Origin of the sequence: Sphingomonas kaistensis, from assembly GCF_011927725.1 — a bacterium.
In the GTDB taxonomy this organism is placed as follows: domain Bacteria; phylum Pseudomonadota; class Alphaproteobacteria; order Sphingomonadales; family Sphingomonadaceae; genus Sphingomicrobium; species Sphingomicrobium kaistense.
Genome location: NZ_JAATJC010000001.1, coordinates 1,150,780 through 1,172,927, shown reverse-complemented (window position 1 = coordinate 1,172,927; position 22,148 = coordinate 1,150,780). Strand labels below are relative to the sequence as shown.

Sequence of the window (22,148 nt, the reverse complement as noted above, 5' to 3'; positions counted from 1 at the left end):
CTCCCCGCTGGCCCGCGGCAGGGAGGCGCGAGACTTATTTCTTCGCCGGCTTGAGGTAGCGGTCGAGCCAGCCGGTCATCTCCCACAGGGTGTGGCCGACGCTTTCACGGGCGCGATAGCCGTGGGCCTCGTAGGGGAGCACGACGTAGCGGACATTGGCCCCGGCGCCCTTGAGCGCGGCGTAGAAGCGTTCGCTCTGCACCGGGAAGGTCCCGCTGTTGTCGTCCGCCTCGCCGTGGATCAGCAGGATCGGCTCCTTGATCTTGGGCGCGTAGGTGAACGGGCTCATCTTGGTATAAGTTTCGACCGCCTCCCAATAGGTGCGCTGCTCGGCCTGGAAGCCGAACGGCGTCAGCGTGCGATTATAGGCGCCTGAGCGCGCGATGCCGGTGCGGAACAGGTCCGAGTGCGCGAGCAGGTTGGCGGTCATGAACGCGCCATAGCTGTGTCCGCCGACCGCGATCCGGTCGCGCGAGGCGACGCCCAGCTTGACCACCGCATCCACCGCCGCTTCGGCCGACGAGGTGAGCTGCTCGATATAGGTGTCGTTGGCTTCCTTCCCGTCGGCGCCGACGATCGGCATCTTGGGATCGTCCAGCACCGCATAGCCCTGGGTCAGCAGGAACAGGTGGCTGATCCCGCCCGGGCGCACGAAGCGATTGTCGGTGTCGACCACCTGCCCCGCCACCTTGGGGTCGGTATATTCGGTCGGATAGGCCCACATGACGAGCGGCAGCGGCCCGTCGCGCTCCTTGTTGTAGCCGGCGGGCAGGTAGAGCGTTCCCGACAGGTCGACCCCGTCCTTGCGCTTGTAGGTGATCAGCTGTTGGGTAACGCCCGCGAGCTGCGGCGCGGGATCGGGGAATTGGGTCAGCTGGCGCGGCTGGTCCTGCCCGATCGTGCGGACGAACAGGTTAGGCGGCGCGGTCCGGCTTTCGCGGCGGGTGACGAGCCGCTTGCCCTCGTTGTCGAGTACCGCGACGACGTCCTCGTAATAAGGCGCGGCGCTTTGCCACAGGCGGGTCGCCTTGCCGTCGGCGAGGCTGACCCGGTCGAGGAACGGGAATTCGCCCTCGCGGCGCGCGCCGGCACCCGACTGGAACATCGCCTGGCCGTCCGCCGCGAACAGCAGCACCGGTCGGCCGGCGGCGTTGAGCGTGGTGACCGGTTCGCCCGGATCGTTGTAGCGGTCCTGGAAATTGCGGCTGAGCAGCACGCGCGACGTGCCGGCGGCGGGGTTGACGAGGATTCGGGTTTCGCGCCGGTCGTTCCACCATTGGGTGGCGAGGAAGGCGGTGTCGTCCTTGCCCCAAACCACGCCGGCATAACGGTCCTTCATGTCGGCCAACGTGCGCGGCGTGCCGGCGAAGGGCGCGGCGAGTTCGAACAGGCGGTCACGCACCGCGACCTTGCGGCGCGCATCGCCGCCGTCCTGCGCCTCGACCCAGGCGACGGTGGCCGGCTTGTCGGCGCGCCACTGGGCCGAGCGGGGGCCCGGCGCGACCGCGTCGAACTGCGGCGGAACGTCGTCGCGCAGCGGCAGGTCCGCCAGTTGCCTGACCGTCCGGCCGGTAAGGTCGGTGATCACGATCTCGGTCGGGAACAGCGCCGCGGGCACATTGTAGCTGAAGGGCTCCTTGACCCGGGTCAGCAGCAGGTAGCGGCCATCGGGCGAGGGCGAGGCGCCGAGGTAGACGCCGGGGCTCGCCACCTTGCGGCTCGACCCGTCGGCGACCGACACCAGCATCGGCTGGGCGGTGAAATAATGGGTGAACAGCCGCTCGTCGCCGCTGTTCTTGAGCAGGTCCTGATAGGTGCGGACGGGGGCGGTGCGGCCCGCATTGACCTGGACGATCGGCACCGGGTTCGCGAGCGCCGCCGGGGCTGCACCGCGGCCGGCCACGACCGTGCGCACCAGCACCGAGCGATTGTCGGGCATCCAGGTGAAGGCGGCGCCGGTCGCCGCTGCATTGACGATCGGCTGGGTCAGCTTGCGCGCCTTGCCGGTGGCGGCGTCGGCCACCCACAGCTCAAGCCCGGCGGGCCGGTCGACCAGGAAGGCGAGCCGCTGGCCGTCGGGCGACCAGGCGGGCGCGATGAAGCGGGTGCCGGCCGCAAGCTGGACCTTGCGCGCTCCGCCGCCCGCGACATTCTGCAGCGACAGGCCGGTCAGCCACTGCACGCGGCTGTTGGCCTGCCCGTTGTTGCGCGGGTTGATGCGGTAACCGGCAAGCTTTAGGTCGGGCTCGGCAAGCTCCCCGATCGAGGGCAGGTTGGCCCGTTCCAGCAACGCCATGCGGGTGCGGGTCGGGTCGATCAGCGGCACCGGGGTGGGCTTGCTGTCGAGGATCTGGGCGATCGGTGCGGGGGGCTGCTGGTAGCCCGTGGACTGGGCGAGGGCGGTAGTGCTCATCGCCAGCGATAACGCACCGAGCAGCAACAAATGACGCATCGACAATTCCCCATGTGGTTTGGCGGGACTGTGACCGAGAGTTGGCGGCGGTGGAAGGCCAGCCCTGCGCTGTTCGACGAACGGCCGGAAGCGCTCGCGCAGTGGCGGTTCAGCCGCCCGCGGCGATGTCGCTGCGCGGCCGGATGTAGAGCCGCTTGACCGTCGGGAAGTGCGCGCAGGCGTCCCGTTCGACCGCGTCGACGATGCGCTCCACATCACCGGCGGAGATGGCGTCGTCGAAATTCACCGAGGCCATGGCCGTGATCATGTCGGGGCTGCTGTGGACGGTCAGGATTTCGCCCACCGCGGTGATGCCGGGGCGATCCGCGATCAGGCGCCGCAGTCCGCCGACAATCTCGGGGTCGGCCGCCTCGCCGATCAGCAGCGCCTTCGATTCGTAGGCGAGGAGGAAGGCGGTGAGCCCGAGGATCAGTCCGATCACGATCGAGGCCGCACCGTCGAAGCGCGGGTCGCCGGTCCATTGGCTGATGGCGAGGCCAGTGGCCGCGATCAGGATTCCGGCCATCGCCGCGCCATTCTCAAGCAGCACGATGAAGCCCGGAGGGTCCTTCGAGCGCTGCACCGCCTGAAGCCAGCCGAGCTGCCCCTTGGTCAGCCGGAATTCCTTGAAGGCAGAGACGGTCGATCCCCCCTCGAGCAGGAAGGCAATGGCGAGCACGCCATAGGCGATCAGCGGGCTGACCGCCGGTTCGGGCTCGGCGATGTGCAGGATGCCTTCATAAACCGACACGCCGGCGCCGAGCGCGAACACCAGCACGGCGACGACGAAGCTCCAGAAATAGAGCTCGCGGCCATAGCCGAAGGGGTGGAGCTCATCGGCCGGTCGGCGGGAGGCGCGGCGGCCCCACAGCAACAGCAGCTGGTTGGTGGAATCGACCACCGAATGGACGCCCTCGGTCAGCATCGCCGAAGAGCCGGTCAGCGCCGCAGCACCGAACTTCGCCGCGGCAATGCCGAGGTTCGCGCCAAAGGCGATCCACAAGGTGCGGTTGTTGTGCCCGGTCGCGCTCATCCGAAGGAGCCAAGCGACACGGGGCGGAAAAGGTTGCTGGGCCGGCGCACGAAGGCCGGTCCGGGCTTACTCCGCGGTGACTTCCGCGAGGTTCAGCCGCTCGCGCATTTCCTTGCCGGGCTTGAAGTAGGGAACCTTCTTGGCGTCCACCTCGACCTGTTCGCCGGTGCGCGGGTTGCGGCCGGTGCGGGCGTCGCGCTGGCGCGTGGAGAAGGCGCCGAAGCCGCGCAGTTCGACCCGGCCGCCCTTGGCCAGCTGGGCCGTGATCTCGTTGAAGATACCGGTGACCACGGTCTCGATCTCGCGCTGCGAGAGATCGGGAAAATCGTGGCAAAGCTTGTTGACCAGTTCCGACCGGATCATCGTTATTCGTCCCCGCCCTAACGCTTCAGTACCGGGCCCCCACCCGCTTTGCGCAAGCTGTCAGATGTTGCGCCAAGCCGCAAGTACCGGAAGTGGGGACGATTTGCCGGCCATGACCGGCGAACCGTCCCCTTCCTGGACTTACTTCTTGTTGGCGCGCTCGAGGGCGGCGCCGAGGATGTCGCCGAGGCTGGCACCCGAGTCCGAGCTGCCATACTGGGCCACGGCCTGCTTCTCTTCGGAGATCTGCATCGCCTTGATCGAGAAGGTCGGCTTCTTGGAGCGGTCGGTGCCGGTCACCATGGCGTCGAACTTCTGGCCGACCTGGAAACGCTCCGGACGCTGCTCGTCACGGTCACGGCCGAGATCCGAGCGCTTGATGAAGCCGGTCGGGCCATCCTCGTCGACCTGCACGGTGAGGCCACCGTCCATGACTTCGAGCACGGTCACGGTCTTGACCTCACCCTTGCGTGCGCCGTCCGAGCCACCAGCCGCGCCGGCGACAACGCCGCCACGCTCAAGCTGCTTCATGCCGAGGCTGATGCGCTCCTTCTCGACGTCGACGTCGAGAACCACTGCCTGGACCGTCTCGCCCTTGCGGTGCAGGGCAAGCGCTTCCTCGCCCGACACGCCCCAGGCGATGTCCGACATGTGGACCATGCCGTCGACGTCGCCGTCGAGGCCGATGAACAGGCCGAACTCGGTCGAGTTCTTGACTTCGCCTTCGACCTGGCTGCCGACCGGGTGCTTCTCGGCGAAGTCGCTCCACGGGTTGGTCTGGGCCTGCTTGAGGCCAAGGCTGATGCGGCGCTTCTCGCCGTCGACCTCGAGGATCTTCACTTCGACTTCCTGCGAAGTGCTGACGATCTTGCCCGGGTGGACGTTCTTCTTGGTCCAGCTCATCTCGGAGACGTGGACGAGGCCCTCGATGCCCGGCTCAAGCTCAACGAACGCACCATATTCGGTGATGTTCGTGACGCGGCCCTGGAACACGCCGTCGACCGGATACTTGGCCTGGGCGCCATCCCACGGATCGCTCTCGAGCTGCTTCATGCCGAGGCTGATGCGCTGGGTTTCGCGGTTGATGCGGATGATCTGCACCTTCACGGTGGCGCCGATTTCCAGCACTTCCGAAGGGTGGTTGACGCGCTTGTAGCTGATGTCGGTGACATGCAGCAGGCCGTCGATTCCGCCGAGGTCGACGAAGGCGCCGTAGTCGGTGATGTTCTTGACCACGCCCTCGATGACCTGACCTTCGGCCAGGCTCTGGATCAGGCCCGAACGCTGCTCGGCGCGGGTTTCCTCGAGGATGGCGCGGCGCGACACGACGATGTTGCCGCGGCGGCGATCCATCTTGAGGATCTGGAACGGCTGCGGCACGTCCATCAGCGGCTGCACGTCGCGCACCGGACGGATGTCGACCTGGCTGCCCGGAAGGAACGCCACGGCGCCGCCGAGGTCGACGGTGAAGCCGCCCTTGACGCGGCCGAAGATGACACCCTCGACGCGCTTCTCTTCGGCGAACTCGCCTTCCAGCTTGTCCCACGCGGCTTCGCGGCGGGCGCGGTCGCGGCTGAGCATCGCTTCGCCATGCGAATTCTCGACGCGGTCGACATAGACTTCGACCTGGTCGCCGACCTTCAGCTCGGCCTTCTGGCCGGGGGCGGCGAACTCGCGCAGCGGAACGCGGCCTTCGCTCTTGAGACCGACGTCGATGACGGCGAGGTCGTTCTCGATGCCGGTGACGGTGCCGATGACGACGCGGCCTTCAAAGGCCTCGTTCTCGCCACCAAGGCTTTCGTTGAGGAGCGCCGCGAAATCGTCGCGGGTGGGATTGGCAACAGTGGCCATGGGTAAGGGTTCGTCCTTGTCGTGCTCGGTCGGTATGCCGCCAGCCTTCCCACGAGTGGGCAGGCTTTCCATCAGGCGGACCTGGCAAGCGTTGGTGAAAGCCGCCTTCCCGGCCCCATGCCGGACAGACGGGCCGCGCCGGGAGAAGGCGGGCGCAGCGCCGGACCGAGCGATTGGCCGTGAAAAGGACGACAAACAGCTGCTGACGGCGCCGACCCGGGTTCTCCGACCCGGAACGACGAGCGCGCCCTTAGCTCAATTGCCTCAGGAGAGCAAGGCGAGCAGGCGGGCCAGCCAGCCCGTCGAGGGGGTGGTGGCGGCAGGACGAACGTCGGCCGGGCCGCACGCCAGGCAGCGGGCCTGGATGGTCGGGCCGCCCAGCAGCAGCTCGGCTTCCTGCAGCACCGCGCCGGCCAGCGCGTCGGGATTGGCGCGGAGCGAGGCGAACGGATCGCTTTCGCTGGCGTCGTCATCGTCGCCGCGCAGCAGCCCGGCGAGTTCGGACCGCCAGCTGCCCTTGCGGTCAAGGTAGGTCAGCCCGCGATTGTCGGCGTCGAGCCTGGCCAGCTCGGCCGCCTTGGCGACCGCCTCGTCCATTCCGCCGAACTGGTCGATCAGCCCGATCTGGCGCGCCTGGCCGCCCGACCACACCCGGCCCTGGCCAATCGCGTCGACCTGCGCAGGAGTCTTGCGGCGGGCCTCGCCGACGATGGAAAGGAACTTGCCGTAGGTGCTCTCGACGCCGAGCTGGATCAGCTGGCCGGCCTCGGGCGAGGGGCCCTTGAGGAGGTCGGGCTCGCCCGACAGCGGGGTGGTGCGGACGCCGTCGGCGGCGATCCCGAGCTTTTCGAGGCTGCCCTGGAAGCTGGGCAGGATCCCGAACACGCCGATCGAGCCGGTGACGGTCGAAGGTTCGGCGATGATATGCTGGGCGGCGGTGGCGACCCAGTAACCGCCCGACGCGGCGACATTGCCCATCGAGGCGACCACCGGGATCTTCTTCTCGCGCGCGGCGAGCAGCGCCTGGCGGATCCGCTCGGAGGCGAGCGCCGAGCCGCCCGGGCTGTCGATGCGAACCACCAGCGCCTTGATCTTGTCGTCGCGCAGGCCCTTCTCGATCGCTTCGGCGATGCTGTCGCCGCCGGCGGTCCCGACCGGGGCCTTGCCGTCGACGATGTTGCCGGCAACCGTCACCACGCCGATCGGCCCGGTGCCCCGTTCGGAGCGGACTTCAGCGGCGATGTAGCGGTCGAGGCGGATGCGCTTGAACCCGCCGGCGAGCTTTTCGTCGGCGCCGCCAAGCGCCGCGAGGCGGGCTTCGAAGGCGCGGCGGTCGGCGACCTTGTCGACCAGCCCGGCGCGCTGCGAGGCGACGGCAAAGTCACCGCCCGAGGCCTGGACCAGCTGGACCGGCTGCTTGAGGGCGAGGTCGACATTGGCCTTTGGCCGCGCCTTGCGGATGTCGTCGCGCCAGGTTTCGAACAGGGCACCGGCCAGCGCCTGCGCATTCTCGCGCGCCTCCGGGCTCATGTCGGAACGGGTGAAGGGCTCCACCGCGCTCTTGAACTTGCCGACCTTGTAGACATTGGCGGTGACGCCGAGCTTTTCGAGAAGCCCGGCGAAATACAGGTTGTTGCCGCCCGGGCCGCTCAGCTGGACACCGCCCATCGGGTTGACCCAGACTTCGCTGGCGTGAGCCGCAAGCTGGTAGGCGCGGTCGCCATAGCCGGTGGCATAGGCCAGCACCGGCTTGCCGCTGCGGCGCACCTCGTCGAGCGCTTCGCCCATGTCGGCGACCACCGTCTGCCCGGCGGAGAAGCCGTCGAGGTCGAGCGCGACCGCCTTGACCCGGCTGTCGTCCTTGGCCTTAAGGAGGGCAGCACGAACGTCGCGCAGCGCCAGCGGCGAGGCCGCGGCGCTCCCGCCGGCAAGCGCAAAGGCGTCCTGCTCGGCCGGCTGTTCGACCACCCCGGCCTTGAGGTTCATCACCAGCACGCCGTCGCTGTCCGTGGGCGTCGGCCGGGCCGACAGCAGCGCGTACAGCCCCGCGAAGAACAGGAACATGAAGAGGAGGACGAGGGCGTCCTTGATCCCGACCAGCAGGCCCCAGATCGCCTTGGCAACGCGCATGTTCTTGTCCCAACCCCGTAAAGTGCGGGATCAGAGATAGGGGGCTGAAAGGCCGGTGGGAAGCGCCGTTGGTCGAAGGCCTCTCGAGCGCTCGCCGAGATCAGTGCATCCGCGCGCCGTCCGGGACCGGGTGGTCGGGCGCGAGAAGCGAGATGCGCCCCTCCCCGTCCGACGCGCCGAGTACCAGGACCTCGCTCATGAACGGGCCGATCTGGCGCGGGGCGAAGTTGGTGACCGCCATGACCTGGCGCCCGACCAGTTCGTCGGGTGTGTAGAGCGCGGTGATCTGGGCCGAGCTGCGCCTGGTGCCGATCTCCGGGCCGAAGTCGATGGTCAGCTTGAAGGCCGGCTTGCGGGCTTCCGGGAACGGCTCGGCGGCGATGACCGTGCCGACGTGGATCTCGACGGCGAGGAAGTCGTCGAAGGGAATGGTCATGCCGGCTCCGCGCAGGGCTTGATCGCGCTCGGGGCGGGCCGCGGACCGGCGGCGCGGAAGGCGGCGAAGAAGGTGTCGCCATCGGGCATCCGCTCGAAGCGGTCGAGGCGCAGGCCGAGCGCTGCAAGCTCGCACTTGAGGCGCGCGGGCGGGATTCCGTGGCGCTTCACCGGGCGGTCGGCGTCGACCACGATGACCTCGCCGCCGGGCTTCAATCCGCCGACCAGGTGCCACAGGAAGGCGTAGGGGTCGGTCACCTCATGGTACATGTGGACCAGGAAGATGCGGTCGAGCCCGCCGGGCGGAAGCTTGGGATCGGCCGGCTCGCCCAGCCGGACGGTGACATTGTCGAGCCCTTCGCGCTGGACCCGCTCGGCAAGGCGGTCGCGGGTTTCGGGCACGATGTCCTGTGCCAGCACGCGCCCCTTCGCAGCGACCAACGGCGACAGGCGGACGGTGTAATATCCCTCGCCCGCGCCGATGTCGGCGACCGACATGCCGGGCCGGACCCGGGCCGCGGCGACCACCGCCTCGAACTCCCCGACCCGGTCGCGCACGTCCTCGGTCGAGAAGGCGTCGGACACGATCGGCGCGACGTCGCGGCCGGACGGCGGAAAGCCGGTGGCTGGGTCGCCCTCGGCGCGGCAGGCGGCGAGCGCCAGCGCCAGGCAGCCGACCGCGAGCGTGCCCCCTGCCCGCATCCTAGTCGACGTCTTCCACATCGACCTTTTCGCCCGTCACCCGCTGGCTCAGCGCCGCAGCCATGAAGCGGTCGAGGTCGCCGTCGAGCACGTCGCCCGGCGCGGTGGAGGTCATGCCGGTCCGCAGGTCCTTGACCAGCTGGTAGGGCTGCAGGACGTAGGACCGGATCTGGTGGCCCCAGCCGATGTCGGTCTTGGCCGCGGCGGTGGCATTGGCCTCGGCCTCGCGCTTCTGCAGCTCGGCCTCGTAGAGCCGGGCCTTCAGCTGCTTCATCGCCTCGGCCTTGTTCTTGTGCTGCGACCGCTGGTTCTGGCACTGCACCACGATGTTGGTCGGAATGTGGGTGATCCGGACCGCGCTGTCGGTGGTGTTGATGTGCTGCCCGCCCGCACCGCTCGCGCGGTAGGTGTCGATGCGCAGCTCGCTTTCGTTCACCTCGATGTCGATGTCATCGTCGACTTCGGGATAGACCCACACGCTGGCGAAGCTGGTGTGGCGCCGGGCCGAGCTGTCGTAGGGGCTGATCCGGACCAGCCGGTGGACGCCGCTCTCGACCTTGAGGTTGCCGTAGGCGTTCTCGCCCTTGACCAGCAGGGTCGCCGACTTGATTCCGGCCTGCTCGCCCGAGTGGAAATCGACCAGCTCGACCTTCATCCCGTGGCGTTCCGCCCAGCGCGAATACATCCGCTGGAGCATCCCGGCCCAGTCGTTGCTCTCGGTCCCGCCGGCGCCCGAATTGACCTCGACATAGCTGTTGTTGGCGTCGGCCTCGCCCGCCAGCAGCGCCGAGACCTTGTCCTTCTCGGCCCGCTCGGCGAGATCGGCGAGCGCCTTGACGCCATCGTCGACAAGGCCGTCGTCGCCCTCGGCCTCTGCCATCTCGATCAATTCGACCGTGTCGGTCAGCTCGGTCTCGAGCTTGCGGGTGGCGGCGATCGCCTCGTCCAGCCGGCGGCGTTCGCGCATGACTTCCTGCGCCGCCTTGGGGTCGTTCCACAGGCTCGGGTCCTCGACCTTCTGGTTGAGCTCCTCCAGCCGCCGCAGCGCCCGGTCCCAGTCGAGGAACCGGCGAAGCAGGGCGGTGGCGGCATTGACCTGGTCGATATGGGCCTGCGCTTCGGCGCGCATGTCAGAGAAATCCTTTCACTCATGGCCGGTCGGAGCGGGAACACTCGAACGAACGGCCGAACCGGCGTCCTAGTAGATTCCGCCCTGCCTTGCCAAGAAGTCCTCGGGCGGCGTCGCGGCGGGCTCGGCCGGCTTGACGGCGTCGGGGCGCGGCGGCGGCGGGGCCCGGCGGCGCGGCGCGGTGCGGGGAGCGGCGGCCGCGGCGGCGGCAAGCTCGGCTTCCTCGCCGGCGCGACGAAGCGTGCGGCGCGGTTCGCTTTCCGGCTGGAAGGCTTCCCAGATCACCGCCGACTTGGGATCCTCGCGGACCGGGAAGGTACCGAACACGCGGCGCCCGGTGACGCGGTCGATTCGGACCATGCGGATGCCCTTGGGCGCCACGAACGGCGTCGGCGGCACGTCCTTGAACGCGGCCTGCGCCCATTGCTTGAAGATCGGCGCGGCGATCCGCCCGCCCTGCGCCGCGCCGCCCATCGAACGCGGCTGGTCGTAGCCGATGTAGGTGCCGGCGACGACGTCGGGGGTGCCGCCGACGAACCACACGTTGGTCGGGCCGGTGGTGGTGCCGGTCTTGCCGAACAGCGGGCGATTGAGGTCGCGCAGCGTGGTTGCGGTCCCGCGCTCGATCACCCCGGTCATGACGTGCACCATCTGGAACGCGGCCTGCGGCTCGAGCAACTGGCGCGAGCGGCTTGGCGGACGGGGCATGGCGCCGCCGTCCCAGTCGGGCGCGTTGCAGCGGCCTTCCATCACCGCGCAGCGATTATCGGTGCGGAAGATGACCTTGCCGTCGCGATCCTGGACGAAATCGATCAGGGTCGGCGCCACCGCCCGGCCGTGATTGGCGAGGATGGCATAGGCATTGGTGAGCTTGAGCACGGTGGTGTCGCCGGCGCCGAGCGCGATCGACAGATAGTTGGGATAGTCGCCGACGCCGAGGCGCTTGGCGGTGTCGGTGACCTTGGCCATGCCGGTCTGCGAGGCGGCGCGCACCGTCATCAGGTTGCGCGACTGCTCGACGCCCCAGCGCAGGGTCTTCGGGCCGGCATAATTGGCGTCGAAGTTGCGGAAGCATTTGTTGCCGAGGCCCGCGCCCTGCCACACGCAGAAGGGCGCGTCGTCGATCAGCGTGGCCGGGGTCATGCCGTTGGCGAGCGCCGTATAATAGACGATCGGCTTGAAAGTGGAGCCGGGCTGGCGCTGGGCCTGGGTGGCGCGATTGTAGCTGGCGCCGATCGAATCGAAGCCGCCCTGCATCGCCAGCACCCGGCCGGTGCGCACTTCCTGCGCGACGAAGCCGCCGCCGATCTCGGGGATGGAGCGGATCGCATAATCCTCGCCGGCGATCTGCTTGACGATGATGATCATGCCATTCTTGAGATTGGAGAAGGCGGTGCCTCCCCCGCCCCGCCGCGGCATGGTCGCGTTGCCTGCGGCAAGCCGACCTTCCGACCCGTCGGTAAAGCCGATCCGCGCGCTTCCGCCGGTCTTTTCCAGGACCACCGCCTTGCGCCAGTCCGGGAAACCGGTGCCGAGCGGTGCGCGGTCGAGCCGGCCGCGCCAGTCGCCGTCGATCTCGATGCTGAGCCCGGTGTCGCGCCAGCCGCGGCCGCCGTCGAACCGCGCCAAGCCTTCGCGCAGCGCTTCGGCGGCGGCGTCCTGCATCAGCGGGTTCATCGAGGTGCGGACCCACAGGCCCCCGGCGTAGACGCTGTTGGCGCTGTCGCCGGCGTCCTCGCCATAGCGGCGCAGCAATTCGCGGCGGACTTCCTCGGTGAAATAGCCGCCGACTTCGCGGAACTTGGCATTGGTGCCGAGGCGGATGGTGCCGAGCGGCGACGAGCCCGCCTCGGCCTGCTGGGCCGGGGTGATGTAGCCATTGTTGACCATTTCGCGCAGCACATAGTTGCGGCGGTCGAGCGCGCGCTGGGTCTGGCGCACGGGATCATAGTTGCTGGGCGCCTTGGGCAGGATCGCGAGATAGGCGGCTTCCGGCAGCGTCAGATCGGCGACGTCCTTGTCGAAATAGGCCCGCGACGCGGCCTGCACCCCATAAGCGTTCCGGCCGAGGAAGATCTGGTTGAGGTAAAGCTCGAGGATCTGCTCCTTGGTCAGCGTATTCTCGAGCCGGAAGGCGAGGATCGCTTCGCGAATCTTGCGGCTGATCGCATATTCGTCATCCTGCAGCAGCGCCTTGGCGACCTGCTGGGTGATGGTCGATCCGCCCCGCGCCCGCGCCCCGCCGGTCGCGCTCTTCAGCGCAAAATCGCCGACCGCGCCGACCAGGCCCGGATAGTCGATCCCGCCGTGGCTGAAGAAGGTCTTGTCCTCGGCCGAGATGAAGGCCTCGATCACCATCGACGGATATTCGTCGTACGACAGCTCGACCCGCCGCTCGCGCGCAAAGGTGCCGACCGGCTGGCCGTCGACCCCGCGAATGTTGCTCGGCAGCGGAGGCTGGTAGGCGAGTAGCTTTTCACTCGACGGAAGGCCGGCGGCGAAGAACAGCCAGGTGAGGACGAACAACGCATAGCCGCCAAGCAGGCCGTAGCCGAGGAAACGCAGCGTCCGCCGGCGGCTCCAGGCCGCGCGCAGGCGGTCGGCGGCGCTATGGTGGCGGCCCATCCAGGCAGACGAGGGGGAGGTCGCGACGGCGTCCATGAGGGCGGGCTCTACTCGCTTGGGAAGGCGGGGGAAAGCGCTTCTGGAATCAACGCGCGATAGCCGCCTGCGCTTCGATCGCGCGGGCAAGGGAGGTGACGATGCGGCCGCGCTGCACGGGATCGAGCAGCATCGCCTCGTCCTCGGCGTTGCTCATGTAGCCCGCCTCGAACAGCACCGCCGGAGCACCCGACCGGCGCAGCACGCGAAACGCGGCAAAGCGGTGCGGTTCGGGGCGTAGCAGCACCCTGCCCCTGGCTTCGCGCAGGATGCGCAGCGCGAAGTCGGCGCTGCCGTCCATCTCGTCGCGCGCGGCAAGGTCGGACAGGAGCGCGCGCAGCGAGGCGTCGGGTGCGCTCGCCACCGCGCCCTCGCCGTTCTGGCGCGCGGCGAGCAGCGCGGCGTCCTCGTCGCTCGCGACCTCCGACAGCGAATAAACGGTGGCTCCGCGCGCGCCTGCATTGGGCGCACTGTCGGCGTGGATGGCGAGAAACAGGCCGGCGCCGAGCCGGCGGGCGATGGCGGCGCGGTCGTCGAGGGTCAGCGCGGTGTCGCCGTCGCGGGTCAGCGCGATCCGGACCCGCCCGCGGCGGGCAAGCTCGTCGCGCAGTTCGCGCGCGATCAACAGGGTCACGTCCTTTTCGCGGGCATTGCCGCTGGCGCCCGGAGCGCCGCCGTCGCGCCCGCCATGGCCCGGGTCGATCACCGCCAGCGGCCGGCCCGGGGCGCGGGCCTCGATGATGCGGACGTCGGCTACGGCCGGTGCGAGCGCCAGGCTGAGGCCGCCCTGGCGCGCTTCCCCGGCGACCGCGAGGCCAAGCCCCTGCCCATCGCCTTCGCCGCCCCAGGCAACCGCCGCGACCACGCCGGCAACGCCGATCGCGGCCAGCGACAGCAGCAGCAGAGTGGGCGAAGGACGGCGCATTGCGCGCGACCCTAGCGTGCCGTTGCTCCGCGGCAAGGAGGCTGCTACGACATGATTGTCCGTACCGGCCCGCACTGGGCCTGGGCCCGGATTCTGGCCGGGGGGTCGAAGACAGGGCGACCTCCCCAGCACCGTACAGGTTGATGCTGATCCATGAAGTTCAAGAACGCGCTTGTTGATCCTGCCTTATTGGGCAGCGACGCGCGTTTGCCGGCGACCGCCGGAGAACAAACGGCAGCAGATGCACCCCTTTTGATCGCCATTCCCGCCGGCCCCAAAGCGCCGGCGATGGCCGCAACACGCGCGCGCAGACTGACCATGTTCAGAGCGCGCGCCCGGAGATTATTCAATGACCACGCGCATGCTGATCGACGCGCGCCACCCGGAAGAGACCCGGGTCGCCGTCGTCCAGGGGAACCGGATCGAGGAGTTTGACTTCGAATCCGCCGAGCACAAGCAGCTCAAGGGCAATATCTACCTTGCCAAGGTTACCCGCGTAGAACCCTCGCTTCAGGCGGCGTTTGTCGATTACGGCGGAAATCGCCACGGCTTCCTCGCCTTCAGCGAAATCCACCCCGATTATTACCAGATCCCCAAGTCGGACCGCGAAGCACTGCTGCGCGAAGAAGCCGAACATGCGGCCGAGGAAGAGCGCCTGCGCTCCGAGGCCGAGGATCATGACGAGGATGACCTCCCGCTCGATCCGCACCACGAGGACGACGGCCACGACGACCGCCCCGAGGAGCCGGAAGGCGACGTCGAGGGCGAGGACGGCGACAGCCAGGGCGATCCCGAGGACGGCGAACGCGCCCCGCGCGGCCGTCGCAGCCGCAAGGACGAAGCCGCCGACGAAGTCCGCCGCAAGCGCCTGAACCTGCGCCGCCGCTACAAGATCCAGGACGTGATCCAGCGCCGCCAGGTGCTGCTGGTCCAGGTCGTCAAGGAAGAGCGCGGCAACAAGGGCGCGGCGCTAACCACCTACCTCAGCCTCGCCGGCCGTTATTGCGTGCTGATGCCCAACACGAGCCACGGCGGCGGCATCAGCCGGAAGATTTCCAACGGCTCGGACCGCAAGCGGCTGAAGTCGATCATCGCCGACCTCAAGCTCCCGGGCACGATGGGCCTGATCGTCCGCACCGCGGGCCTCGAGCGGACCAAGGTCGAGATCAAGCGCGATTTCGACTATCTCGCCCGGCTGTGGGACGAGGTGCGCGAGAACACGCTCGGCTCGTCCGCCCCGGCGCTGATCTACCGTGACAGCGACCTGGTGAAGCGGGCCATCCGCGACCTCTATCACCGCGACATCGACGAGGTGCTGGTCGAAGGCGAGGACGGCTATCGCGCGGCGCGCGGCTACATGAAGCTGTTGATGCCGAGCCACGTGAAGAAGGTTCAGCCGCACAGCGAGGCGACCCCGCTGTTCCAGCGCTACGGCGTCGAGGATCAGCTGGCGGCGATGTACCAGCCGCTGGTCCAGCTGAAGAGCGGCGGCTACATCGTCATCAACCCGACCGAAGCGCTGGTCTCGATCGACATCAACTCGGGCCGTTCGACCCGCGAGCACAACATCGAGCAGACGGCCTACGCCACCAACCTCGAGGCGGCGCAGGAGATCGCCCGCCAGCTGAGGCTGCGCGACATGGCCGGCCTCGTCGTCATCGACTTCATCGACATGGAACAGAACAGCCATGTCCGGAAGGTCGAGAAGGCGATGAAGGAGGCGCTTCGCAACGATCGTGCCCGCATCCAGGTCGGACGCATCTCCAGCTTCGGCCTGATGGAAATGAGCCGCCAACGCCTGCGTACCGGTGTGCTGGAAGCCTCCACCAAGGCCTGCCCGCACTGCGAGGGCACCGGCCTGATGCGGACCGCGTCCTCGTCCGGGCTGTCGGCGCTGCGCATGATCGAGGACGAAGCGGCACGCGGCCGCGGCGACCGGGTCTGCCTGCGCGCCGGTGCCGAAGCGGCCATCTACGTCCTGAACAAGAAGCGCGCCGAACTGGCCGACATCGAGGCTCGCTACGGCGTCTCGGTCGAAGTGCTGGTCGACCACAGCTTCGAGGGCGCCCGCATGGCGGTCGAGAGCTCCGGGCCGCGCCCGGTCGCGCCGGTTCGCCAGCTCGCCCCGCCGCCCGCGTACGTCGATGACGAGCCGGAAGTGGACGAGGAAGAATTCGCCGAGGAGTTTGCCGAGGACGAGATCGAGGAGCGCGAACAGCGCGGCGAGCGTGGGGAGCGCGACGATGGCGAAGGCCAGGACGGCCGCCGCCGCCGTCGTCGCCGCCGCGGTGGCCGCAATCGCCGCCGCGAGGGCGAGCCTGGCGAAGGCGGGACCGAGCGGGCCGAAGGCTCCGACGAACATGAGGACGAGGACGGCCAGGAGTCGCAAGCACTCGGCACCGATGAGGGTGAAGCGCCGGCCTCGGATGACGACGCCGGCAGCGAGGACGAGCGCCGCAAGCGCCGTGGTCGCCGCGGCGGCCGCCGCAGGGGTGGCCGTGGCCGCGCCGGCGAGGAAGGCTCGCGCGACGAGGGCGGCCTCGAGGACACCGGTCGTGAGGGTGGAGACGAAGCTCTCGCCCCCGAGCCCGGCGAAGCCCCGATGGTCGAGCCCGTGCCGAGCCAGGATCCGGCCCCGGTCGAGCTGGAAGCGCAGCCCGAAGCCGAGCCCGCCGCCGAGGAGAAGCCCAAGGCGCGTCGCCGTCCGCGGGCGCGCAAGGCCGATACGGTTGCTGCCGAACAGGCGGAGGCCGCTCCGGCGGTCGAGGTAATGGCGCCCGAGGCTCCGGCCGACGCCGCCGCGACCGAGATCGAGGAGAAGCCCAAGCCCAAGCGCCGCTCTCGCGCCAAGAAGGTCGAGGCGCCGGTCGAGGCCGCCGCGCCCGAGCCGGTGCTCGAGACTGCCGCTGCCGAGCCGGAAGCTCCGGCACCTGCTCCGGCACCTGCTCCGGCACCTGCTCCGGCCGAGCAGGCCGGTGACGAAGGCGGATCGCCTCGCAAGGGCTGGTGGTCGCGGACTTTCGGGTAAGAACAAGATGGGCCCCGGTGATCGCCGGGGCCCATTTCGTTTCAGTCAGGCGGCAAGCGCCCTGATCTCACGATTACCGTGGCGGAACAGGCCGGCCTCCTCGCGCGCGACGAGGGCTGCCATGGCGCGGGCGACCAGTCCGGCGTCGATCCCGGCATATCGGTCGAGCGGGCCCCGCAGCAACAGGTTGAGGGCGGGCGACAGCGCCTGGCCGATCGCTTCCCCCGTTCGCCGCTCCTGACGCTGCCCGAGCAGCAGGCCCGGGCGCAGGATGTCGACCCGCTCGAAGCCGATACCCCACAGCGTCCGTTCGACCTCGCCCTTCAGCCGGAGATAGCCGTTGCGGCTGGCGGGATCGGCACCCGACGACGATACCGCGAGGAAATGCCGTGCTCCCGCCGTCCGCGCCGCGCGGGCGAAGGCCAGCACGGCGTCGCGGTCGACCGCGACGAACCGCTCCCAGCTTCCGGCCTGCTTGCGGGTCGTGCCCAGCGTCGACAGTGCGGCGTCGATCCGCTCACCGCCCAGCAGCCGGGGCCAGTCCTCCATCGCGCCGAGCCGCTCGCGGCCCGCGCCGCTTGGCCGTCGCCCGAGCACGACGAGGTCGTGCAGCGCGTCGAGCAGGGGCCATAGCTGGCGGCCGATCAGCCCGGTGGCGCCGATCAGCGCCAGCTTCACTTGCGCTTGCCGCGCCCGTCGACGCTCCACGCACCCGGCCCGGTGATGACAAGGCAGAGGAAGACGAAGCAGTAGAGGATCGCCGCGTCGCCGCCATTGTTGACCGGGAAGAAATTCTGCGGTGCGTGGGCCATGAAATAAGCGGCCGCCATGGTGCCCGACGCGAGGAACGCCGCGGGCCGGGTGAACAGGCCGATCGTGATCAACAGCCCGCAGATCAGCTCGATCACCCCCGCGAAGGCACCCGGATTGTCGAACGCCAGCGCGCTGCCGGCCCGCTCGCCGCCCGGAAACGACAGCAACTTCTGCGTTCCATGCTCGAGGAACAGCAGCCCCGACATGATCCGCAGCAGGGCAATCCCCTTGGGCGTCTGGTAATCGAGGTTCATGCGGCACTCCCTTGCCTGTGCGCAAGGCCGCGCACCCGCGCCGATGTTGCCGTCCCGAATGGCCGGACGTCAAATGTCTCGGTTCAGAACTTCTCGGGCAGCTCGACCGGGCCGACCAGCGCTTCGTGCCGCGAGATCGCGAACGGGTCGGTCATCCCGGCGATATAGTCGGCGACGTTGCGGGCGACCGCCTGCTCGCCCTCGCCGCGGTGCCAGGCGTCGGGCAGCAGGCGCGGATCGGCCAGGTAAGCGCGGGCGAGATTGCCGACCACGCGCTGCGCCTCGATCCGCACCGGCTGCAGCGCCGGTGCATTGTAGAGGTTCGCGTAGAGGCACTTCTTGAGCGCGCGCTCCTCGCCCGTCAGCGCGTCGGAAAAGCCGGCCAGCGGACGCCCGGCCGCGCGGACGTCGGCCAGCGTCTCGACCCCGGCCTCGGCCACCCGCCGGCGGGTTTCGGCCAGCAGGTCACCGACCATGGTCCCGATCTGGTCGCGGACCAGCGCCTTGACCTTGCGGTCGAGCGAAAGGTCGGGCCAGCGCCGCCCGATCGCGTCCCAGTGGCGGGCGACGAACGGCAGGTCGAGCAATGCCTCGAGCGGGAGCACCCCGGCGCGCAGGCCATCGTCGATGTCGTGATTGTCGTAGGCGATGTCGTCGGCAATCGCCGCGACCTGCGCCTCCAGGCTAGCGTGCGACCCGAGCTCGAGGCCGACTGCGGCGTCCACGCCCGCCAGCGCCCATTTGGGCTGCGCCACCGGGCCATTATGCTTGGCCAGCCCCTCCAGCGTTTCCCAGGTCAGGTTGAGCCCGTCGAAAGCGGGGTAAGGCGTCTCCAGCGCGCAGACCAGGCGGAGCGTATGACCGTTGTGGTCGAACCCGCCGGCGAAGCGCAATTCCTCGTCCAGCGCATCCTCGCCGGCATGGCCGAACGGCGGGTGGCCAAGGTCGTGGGCCAGGCACAGGGCCTCGGTCAGGTCCTCGTTGAGGCCAAGCGCGCGGGCGATGGTGCGCCCGATCTGCGCGACTTCCAGGCTGTGGGTCAGGCGGACGCGATAATGATCGCCGTCGGGCGCGACGAACACCTGCGTCTTGTGGCGCAGGCGGCGGAAGGCGATCGAATGGACGATCCGGTCGCGGTCGCGCTGAAAGACATCGCGGGGTCCGCGCGGACCCTGGTCGGGCTCGGCATGAACCCGCCCGCGACTGTCCGCCGGGCGCGCGGCGATCCCCGGGGGCAGCGTCACTTCAGCGCGAGCTTCTCGAGCTTGAGGCCGCCGGGCGCGGTCCACACAAAGCCTTCGAGCTTGGCGGCGTGCAGGTCGTTGACGAACTCCTGCGCCTCGTCGGCATCCTTGAACGGCCCGACCACCAGCCGCGACCAGCCCTTGACGTCCGACACCAGCGGCGCGCGCGAGCGGAACAGCGACGCCTTGGTCTTGCGGATGCGCTCATATTCGCGGCCCATCCGGTCGGCGTTGGCGCCGCCGGCAAGCTGGACATAGATGCGCGAGGCGGACGCCGCAGCCTTGACCGGCTTGGCCTCTTCGGCCGCCTTGCCGCGGGACTTGGCGTCCTTGGCCTTGGCATCACCGGCGGCCTTGCCGGTCTTGCTGTCCTTGGCGGCGAGCTTGATTGAGTTGGGCTCGGTCTTGGTCGCAGCCTTGACGGGCTTCCTGGTCGGCTCGTCGCTGGCCGGCCGGCTCGCGAGCGAGAACTCAGCAGCGGGTGTGCGGCGGGACGGGCGTTCGACGATCGGCTTGGGTGCGGGCGGCGGCGTGGGCAGTTTGGTCAGCGTGCTCTCGATCGACGCCAGCCGGTCGCCATCGCTGCGGGTGGTGGGTGGTGTCGCGTCGGCGACCTTGACCGGCGCGGGCTTGGGAACGACGGCGGCGGCTCGCACCGGACGAGCCTCGACCCGGCGGACGGGCGGCGCAGCCACCGGCGCGGGCGGATCGGCGGCGATGGCGGCGGCAAGCGCGGCGCCTTCGGCCGGCATGATCCCCAGGTGGACCGCAGCCGCCTTCTGCCCCGGCCCGAGCGTCGGCAGGCGGCGCAGGAATGGGTCGAACCCCTGGCTCGACCCCGGCAGCATGGCGGCGATCGCCTGCCGTGCCGCCTCGACGTCGCCGCCCAGCGCGAGGATGAAGGCACGGGCCCGACGCGCGCCCGCATCGCGTTGCGCAAGCAGCGGATCGAGCGCCGCAAGCGCCTCGGCCTTGCGCCCGGAAATGGCGAGGCTGAGCGCAAGCCGGCGGCGGGCCTCGGCCCCGTCGGGACCGATCAGCACCACGCGATAGTCGCTTTGCGCCTGCGCCTGCATGCCGAGCAGGTCGAAGGCGAGCCCGCGGTCGAGTGCGATCAGGACCTGAGTGGCGCCCAGCGATTGCGCCTGCTCGAACAGCCCGAGCGCCGCCTGCGGCTCGCCCATCTGCGCCATGGCGGAGCCTTGCCCCGCCTTGGGCGCCCAATGCGCGGCGTTGATCTCCTCGGCGCGGCCGAAGAAACCGATCGCCGCCTGCGGATCGCCAAGCCGAAGCGCGGCGCGCCCGGCCGCCAGTTGCGCGTCGTAATTGCGCGGATTGATCGCGATCAGCCGGACGTTGCGCGCCAGCGCCGCCTCCGGTGTCTCCAGCGTGCCGGCAAGCGGTGCCGCCGGCGGCTCGGGCGGTCGCCCGCCGATATATTGCGCTGCTGCTGCTTGCGGCAGCAACACGGCCGCCAGCCACAAAGCCTTGTGTGTCATCCCCATCCCGTTGCCGGGTCTAGCTGACCCACGGCTGACGGATAGCCGCGTGGGCGATGAGGCGAGCGCCGCGGGGGACGAGTTGAAGCGCCCAAACGACAAAGGGGCCGAGCGCAGCAGCGCCCGGCCCCTTCCTTCCCCCGTCGAGCGGGATCGGTTGTTACTGGTTGCCCTGGCGGTTCAGGAACCGCGGGATGTCGAGCGGCTCGCGGCGGAGGCTGGGCGCAGGCTCGTCCTCGATCTTGCCGCCGGCGCGGGCCATGCTGCTCATCCGCTCGAACAGGGTCCCAGCCTCACGCTTCGGCGCAGGGGTTTCCTCGTCCTTCGGCGGCGCGATCGGCGGGGTGCCGACCGGGCTGGTCAGGATGTCCTCGCTGTCGAGCAGCAGTTCGTCGCCGTCGCCATCGTCACCAAGGTCGAGCGGAGCGGCGGTGGTTGCTGCCGTGGGCGCAGGCGCGGTGGCGGCGGTCGGCGCCGGAGTGGCGGTGGTCGACCGGGTCGGGAAGGTGAACACCTTGGTGCTGGCGGCCTGGCCGCTGGTGCTCGGCACCGGCTTGGTCGCTTCTTCGGCTTCGATGCCGGTAGCGACGACCGAGACGCGGATCTTGCCGTCGAGGTCGTTGTTGAACGCCGAACCCCAGATGATGTTGGCGTCGGGGTCGACCAGCTCCTTGATGTGGCTGGCGGCCTCGTCGACTTCCATCAGGCGCATGTCCTCGCCGCCGGTGATCGAGATGATGACGCCCTTGGCGCCCTTCATCGAAACGCCGTCGAGCAGCGGGTTGGAGATCGCCTTTTCGGCGGCTTCGATGGCGCGGTTGTCGCCCGAGGCTTCGCCGGTGCCCATCATCGCCTTGCCCATTTCGCCCATCACCGAGCGGACGTCGGCGAAGTCGAGGTTGATGAGGCCAGGCATGACCATGAGGTCGGTGATCCCGCGAACGCCCTGCTGGAGGACCTCGTCGGCCATCTGGAACGCTTCCTTGAAGGTCGTGTCCGAGTTGGCGAGGCGGAACAGGTTCTGGTTCGGGATGACGATCAGCGTGTCGACGTGCTGCTGGAGCTCGGCGATGCCGGCTTCGGCGGCGCGGGTCCGGCGGCTGCCTTCGAAGGCGAACGGCTTGGTCACCACGCCGACGGTCAGGATGCCCTTGTCGCGGGCGGCCTTGGCCATGACCGGGGCCGCACCGGTGCCGGTGCCGCCGCCCATGCCGGCGGCGATGAAGCACATGTGCGCGCCTTCCAGCGCCCGCTCGATCTCTTCCATCGCCTCTTCGGCGGCGGCCCGGCCGATTTCCGGACGCGCGCCGGCGCCGAGGCCCTGCGTGATCTTGTGGCCAAGCTGGATGCGGCGATCGGCAAGGCTGGAATTGAGCGCCTGCGCGTCAGTATTGGCGACGGCGAAGTCGACGCCCTGCACATCGGCGTGAATCATGTTGGCGATGGCGTTTCCGCCCGCTCCGCCGACGCCGATGACGGTGATCCGCGGCTTCAGCTCATCGACCGCCGGCCGGACGAAATCAATGCTCATGTCCTCAAGACCCCCGCTCAGCAACGTGTTGAATCAGTAAGCGTGAATCTATGATTCACCCACCTTCGCGGCACAAGCGAAAATGTTAACTCTTGTGC

16 protein-coding genes are annotated in these 22,148 nt (G+C 69.3%); 1 reads left to right on the top strand and 15 read right to left on the bottom strand.

What is annotated here, in order from left to right; all coding sequences use genetic code 11:
* Positions 1 to 34 precede the first annotated feature (34 nt).
* The 10 genes from GGQ97_RS05750 to GGQ97_RS05705 all read right to left on the bottom strand — a co-directional run bounded on the left by GGQ97_RS05750 (position 35) and on the right by GGQ97_RS05705 (position 13,681).
* On the bottom strand, positions 35 to 2,452 hold the full coding sequence (locus tag GGQ97_RS05750; RefSeq protein WP_168068052.1) for a S9 family peptidase: 2,418 nt from the start codon (positions 2,450 to 2,452) through the stop codon (positions 35 to 37).
* Positions 2,453 to 2,561: 109 nt separating this feature from the next.
* On the bottom strand, positions 2,562 to 3,485 hold the full coding sequence (locus GGQ97_RS05745) for a cation diffusion facilitator family transporter (protein ID WP_168068051.1): 924 nt from the start codon (positions 3,483 to 3,485) through the stop codon (positions 2,562 to 2,564).
* A 66-nt stretch (positions 3,486 to 3,551) separates the two neighbouring features.
* Positions 3,552 to 3,848, bottom strand: a complete 297-nt coding sequence (locus GGQ97_RS05740; protein ID WP_168068050.1) for an integration host factor subunit beta — start codon at positions 3,846 to 3,848, stop codon at positions 3,552 to 3,554.
* Positions 3,849 to 3,989: 141 nt separating this feature from the next.
* Positions 3,990 to 5,699 (bottom strand): 30S ribosomal protein S1, encoded by a 1,710-nt coding sequence (rpsA, locus tag GGQ97_RS05735; protein ID WP_168068049.1) that lies wholly within the window; start codon positions 5,697 to 5,699, stop codon positions 3,990 to 3,992.
* Between the two features lie 264 nt (positions 5,700 to 5,963).
* Positions 5,964 to 7,829, bottom strand: a complete 1,866-nt coding sequence (gene sppA, locus GGQ97_RS05730) for a signal peptide peptidase SppA (protein WP_168068048.1) — start codon at positions 7,827 to 7,829, stop codon at positions 5,964 to 5,966.
* 100 nt (positions 7,830 to 7,929) lie between these two features.
* Entirely contained in the window at positions 7,930 to 8,265 is a 336-nt protein-coding gene (locus GGQ97_RS05725) for a tRNA-binding protein (protein WP_168068047.1), read from the bottom strand.
* A complete protein-coding gene (locus GGQ97_RS05720) occupies positions 8,262 to 8,966 on the bottom strand; it encodes a class I SAM-dependent methyltransferase (protein ID WP_168068046.1) in 705 nt (234 codons plus the stop codon). Before GGQ97_RS05720 ends, GGQ97_RS05725 begins: the two co-directional genes overlap by 4 nt.
* Before the next feature lies 1 nt (position 8,967).
* The gene (gene prfB, locus GGQ97_RS05715; RefSeq protein ID WP_168068045.1) at positions 8,968 to 10,095 is read right to left on the bottom strand and encodes a peptide chain release factor 2; all 1,128 of its coding nucleotides are present in this window, start codon (positions 10,093 to 10,095) and stop codon (positions 8,968 to 8,970) included.
* A gap of 69 nt (positions 10,096 to 10,164) precedes the next feature.
* Positions 10,165 to 12,720: a penicillin-binding protein 1A gene (locus GGQ97_RS05710; RefSeq protein ID WP_209022946.1), complete on the bottom strand. Its 2,556-nt coding sequence runs from the start codon at positions 12,718 to 12,720 to the stop codon at positions 10,165 to 10,167.
* A gap of 85 nt (positions 12,721 to 12,805) precedes the next feature.
* Entirely contained in the window at positions 12,806 to 13,681 is an 876-nt protein-coding gene (locus GGQ97_RS05705; RefSeq protein ID WP_168068043.1) for an N-acetylmuramoyl-L-alanine amidase family protein, read from the bottom strand.
* Positions 13,682 to 14,030: 349 nt separating this feature from the next.
* Between GGQ97_RS05705 and GGQ97_RS05700 the strand changes: the two genes are divergently transcribed.
* Positions 14,031 to 16,709 carry an Rne/Rng family ribonuclease gene (locus GGQ97_RS05700; RefSeq protein ID WP_209022795.1) on the top strand — a complete coding sequence of 893 codons (2,679 nt, stop codon included), beginning with the start codon at positions 14,031 to 14,033 and terminating at the stop codon, positions 16,707 to 16,709.
* A 45-nt stretch (positions 16,710 to 16,754) separates the two neighbouring features.
* On the opposite strand, the gene GGQ97_RS05695 is transcribed toward GGQ97_RS05700, so the two are convergent.
* The 5 genes from GGQ97_RS05695 to ftsZ all read right to left on the bottom strand — a co-directional run bounded on the left by GGQ97_RS05695 (position 16,755) and on the right by ftsZ (position 22,050).
* Positions 16,755 to 17,387 (bottom strand): NAD-dependent epimerase/dehydratase family protein, encoded by a 633-nt coding sequence (locus GGQ97_RS05695; protein ID WP_168068042.1) that lies wholly within the window; start codon positions 17,385 to 17,387, stop codon positions 16,755 to 16,757.
* Positions 17,384 to 17,776: a DoxX family protein gene (locus tag GGQ97_RS05690; RefSeq protein WP_168068041.1), complete on the bottom strand. Its 393-nt coding sequence runs from the start codon at positions 17,774 to 17,776 to the stop codon at positions 17,384 to 17,386. The genes GGQ97_RS05695 and GGQ97_RS05690 overlap by 4 nt, the downstream gene beginning before the upstream one ends.
* Before the next feature lie 83 nt (positions 17,777 to 17,859).
* Positions 17,860 to 19,020 carry a deoxyguanosinetriphosphate triphosphohydrolase gene (locus tag GGQ97_RS05685; RefSeq protein ID WP_168068040.1) on the bottom strand — a complete coding sequence of 387 codons (1,161 nt, stop codon included), beginning with the start codon at positions 19,018 to 19,020 and terminating at the stop codon, positions 17,860 to 17,862.
* The gene (locus GGQ97_RS05680) at positions 19,017 to 20,519 is read right to left on the bottom strand and encodes an SPOR domain-containing protein (protein WP_168068039.1); all 1,503 of its coding nucleotides are present in this window, start codon (positions 20,517 to 20,519) and stop codon (positions 19,017 to 19,019) included. The genes GGQ97_RS05685 and GGQ97_RS05680 overlap by 4 nt, the downstream gene beginning before the upstream one ends.
* A gap of 160 nt (positions 20,520 to 20,679) precedes the next feature.
* Positions 20,680 to 22,050, bottom strand: coding sequence for a cell division protein FtsZ (gene ftsZ, locus GGQ97_RS05675; RefSeq protein WP_168068038.1), 1,371 nt, complete (start codon positions 22,048 to 22,050; stop codon positions 20,680 to 20,682).
* Positions 22,051 to 22,148: the final 98 nt, after the last annotated feature.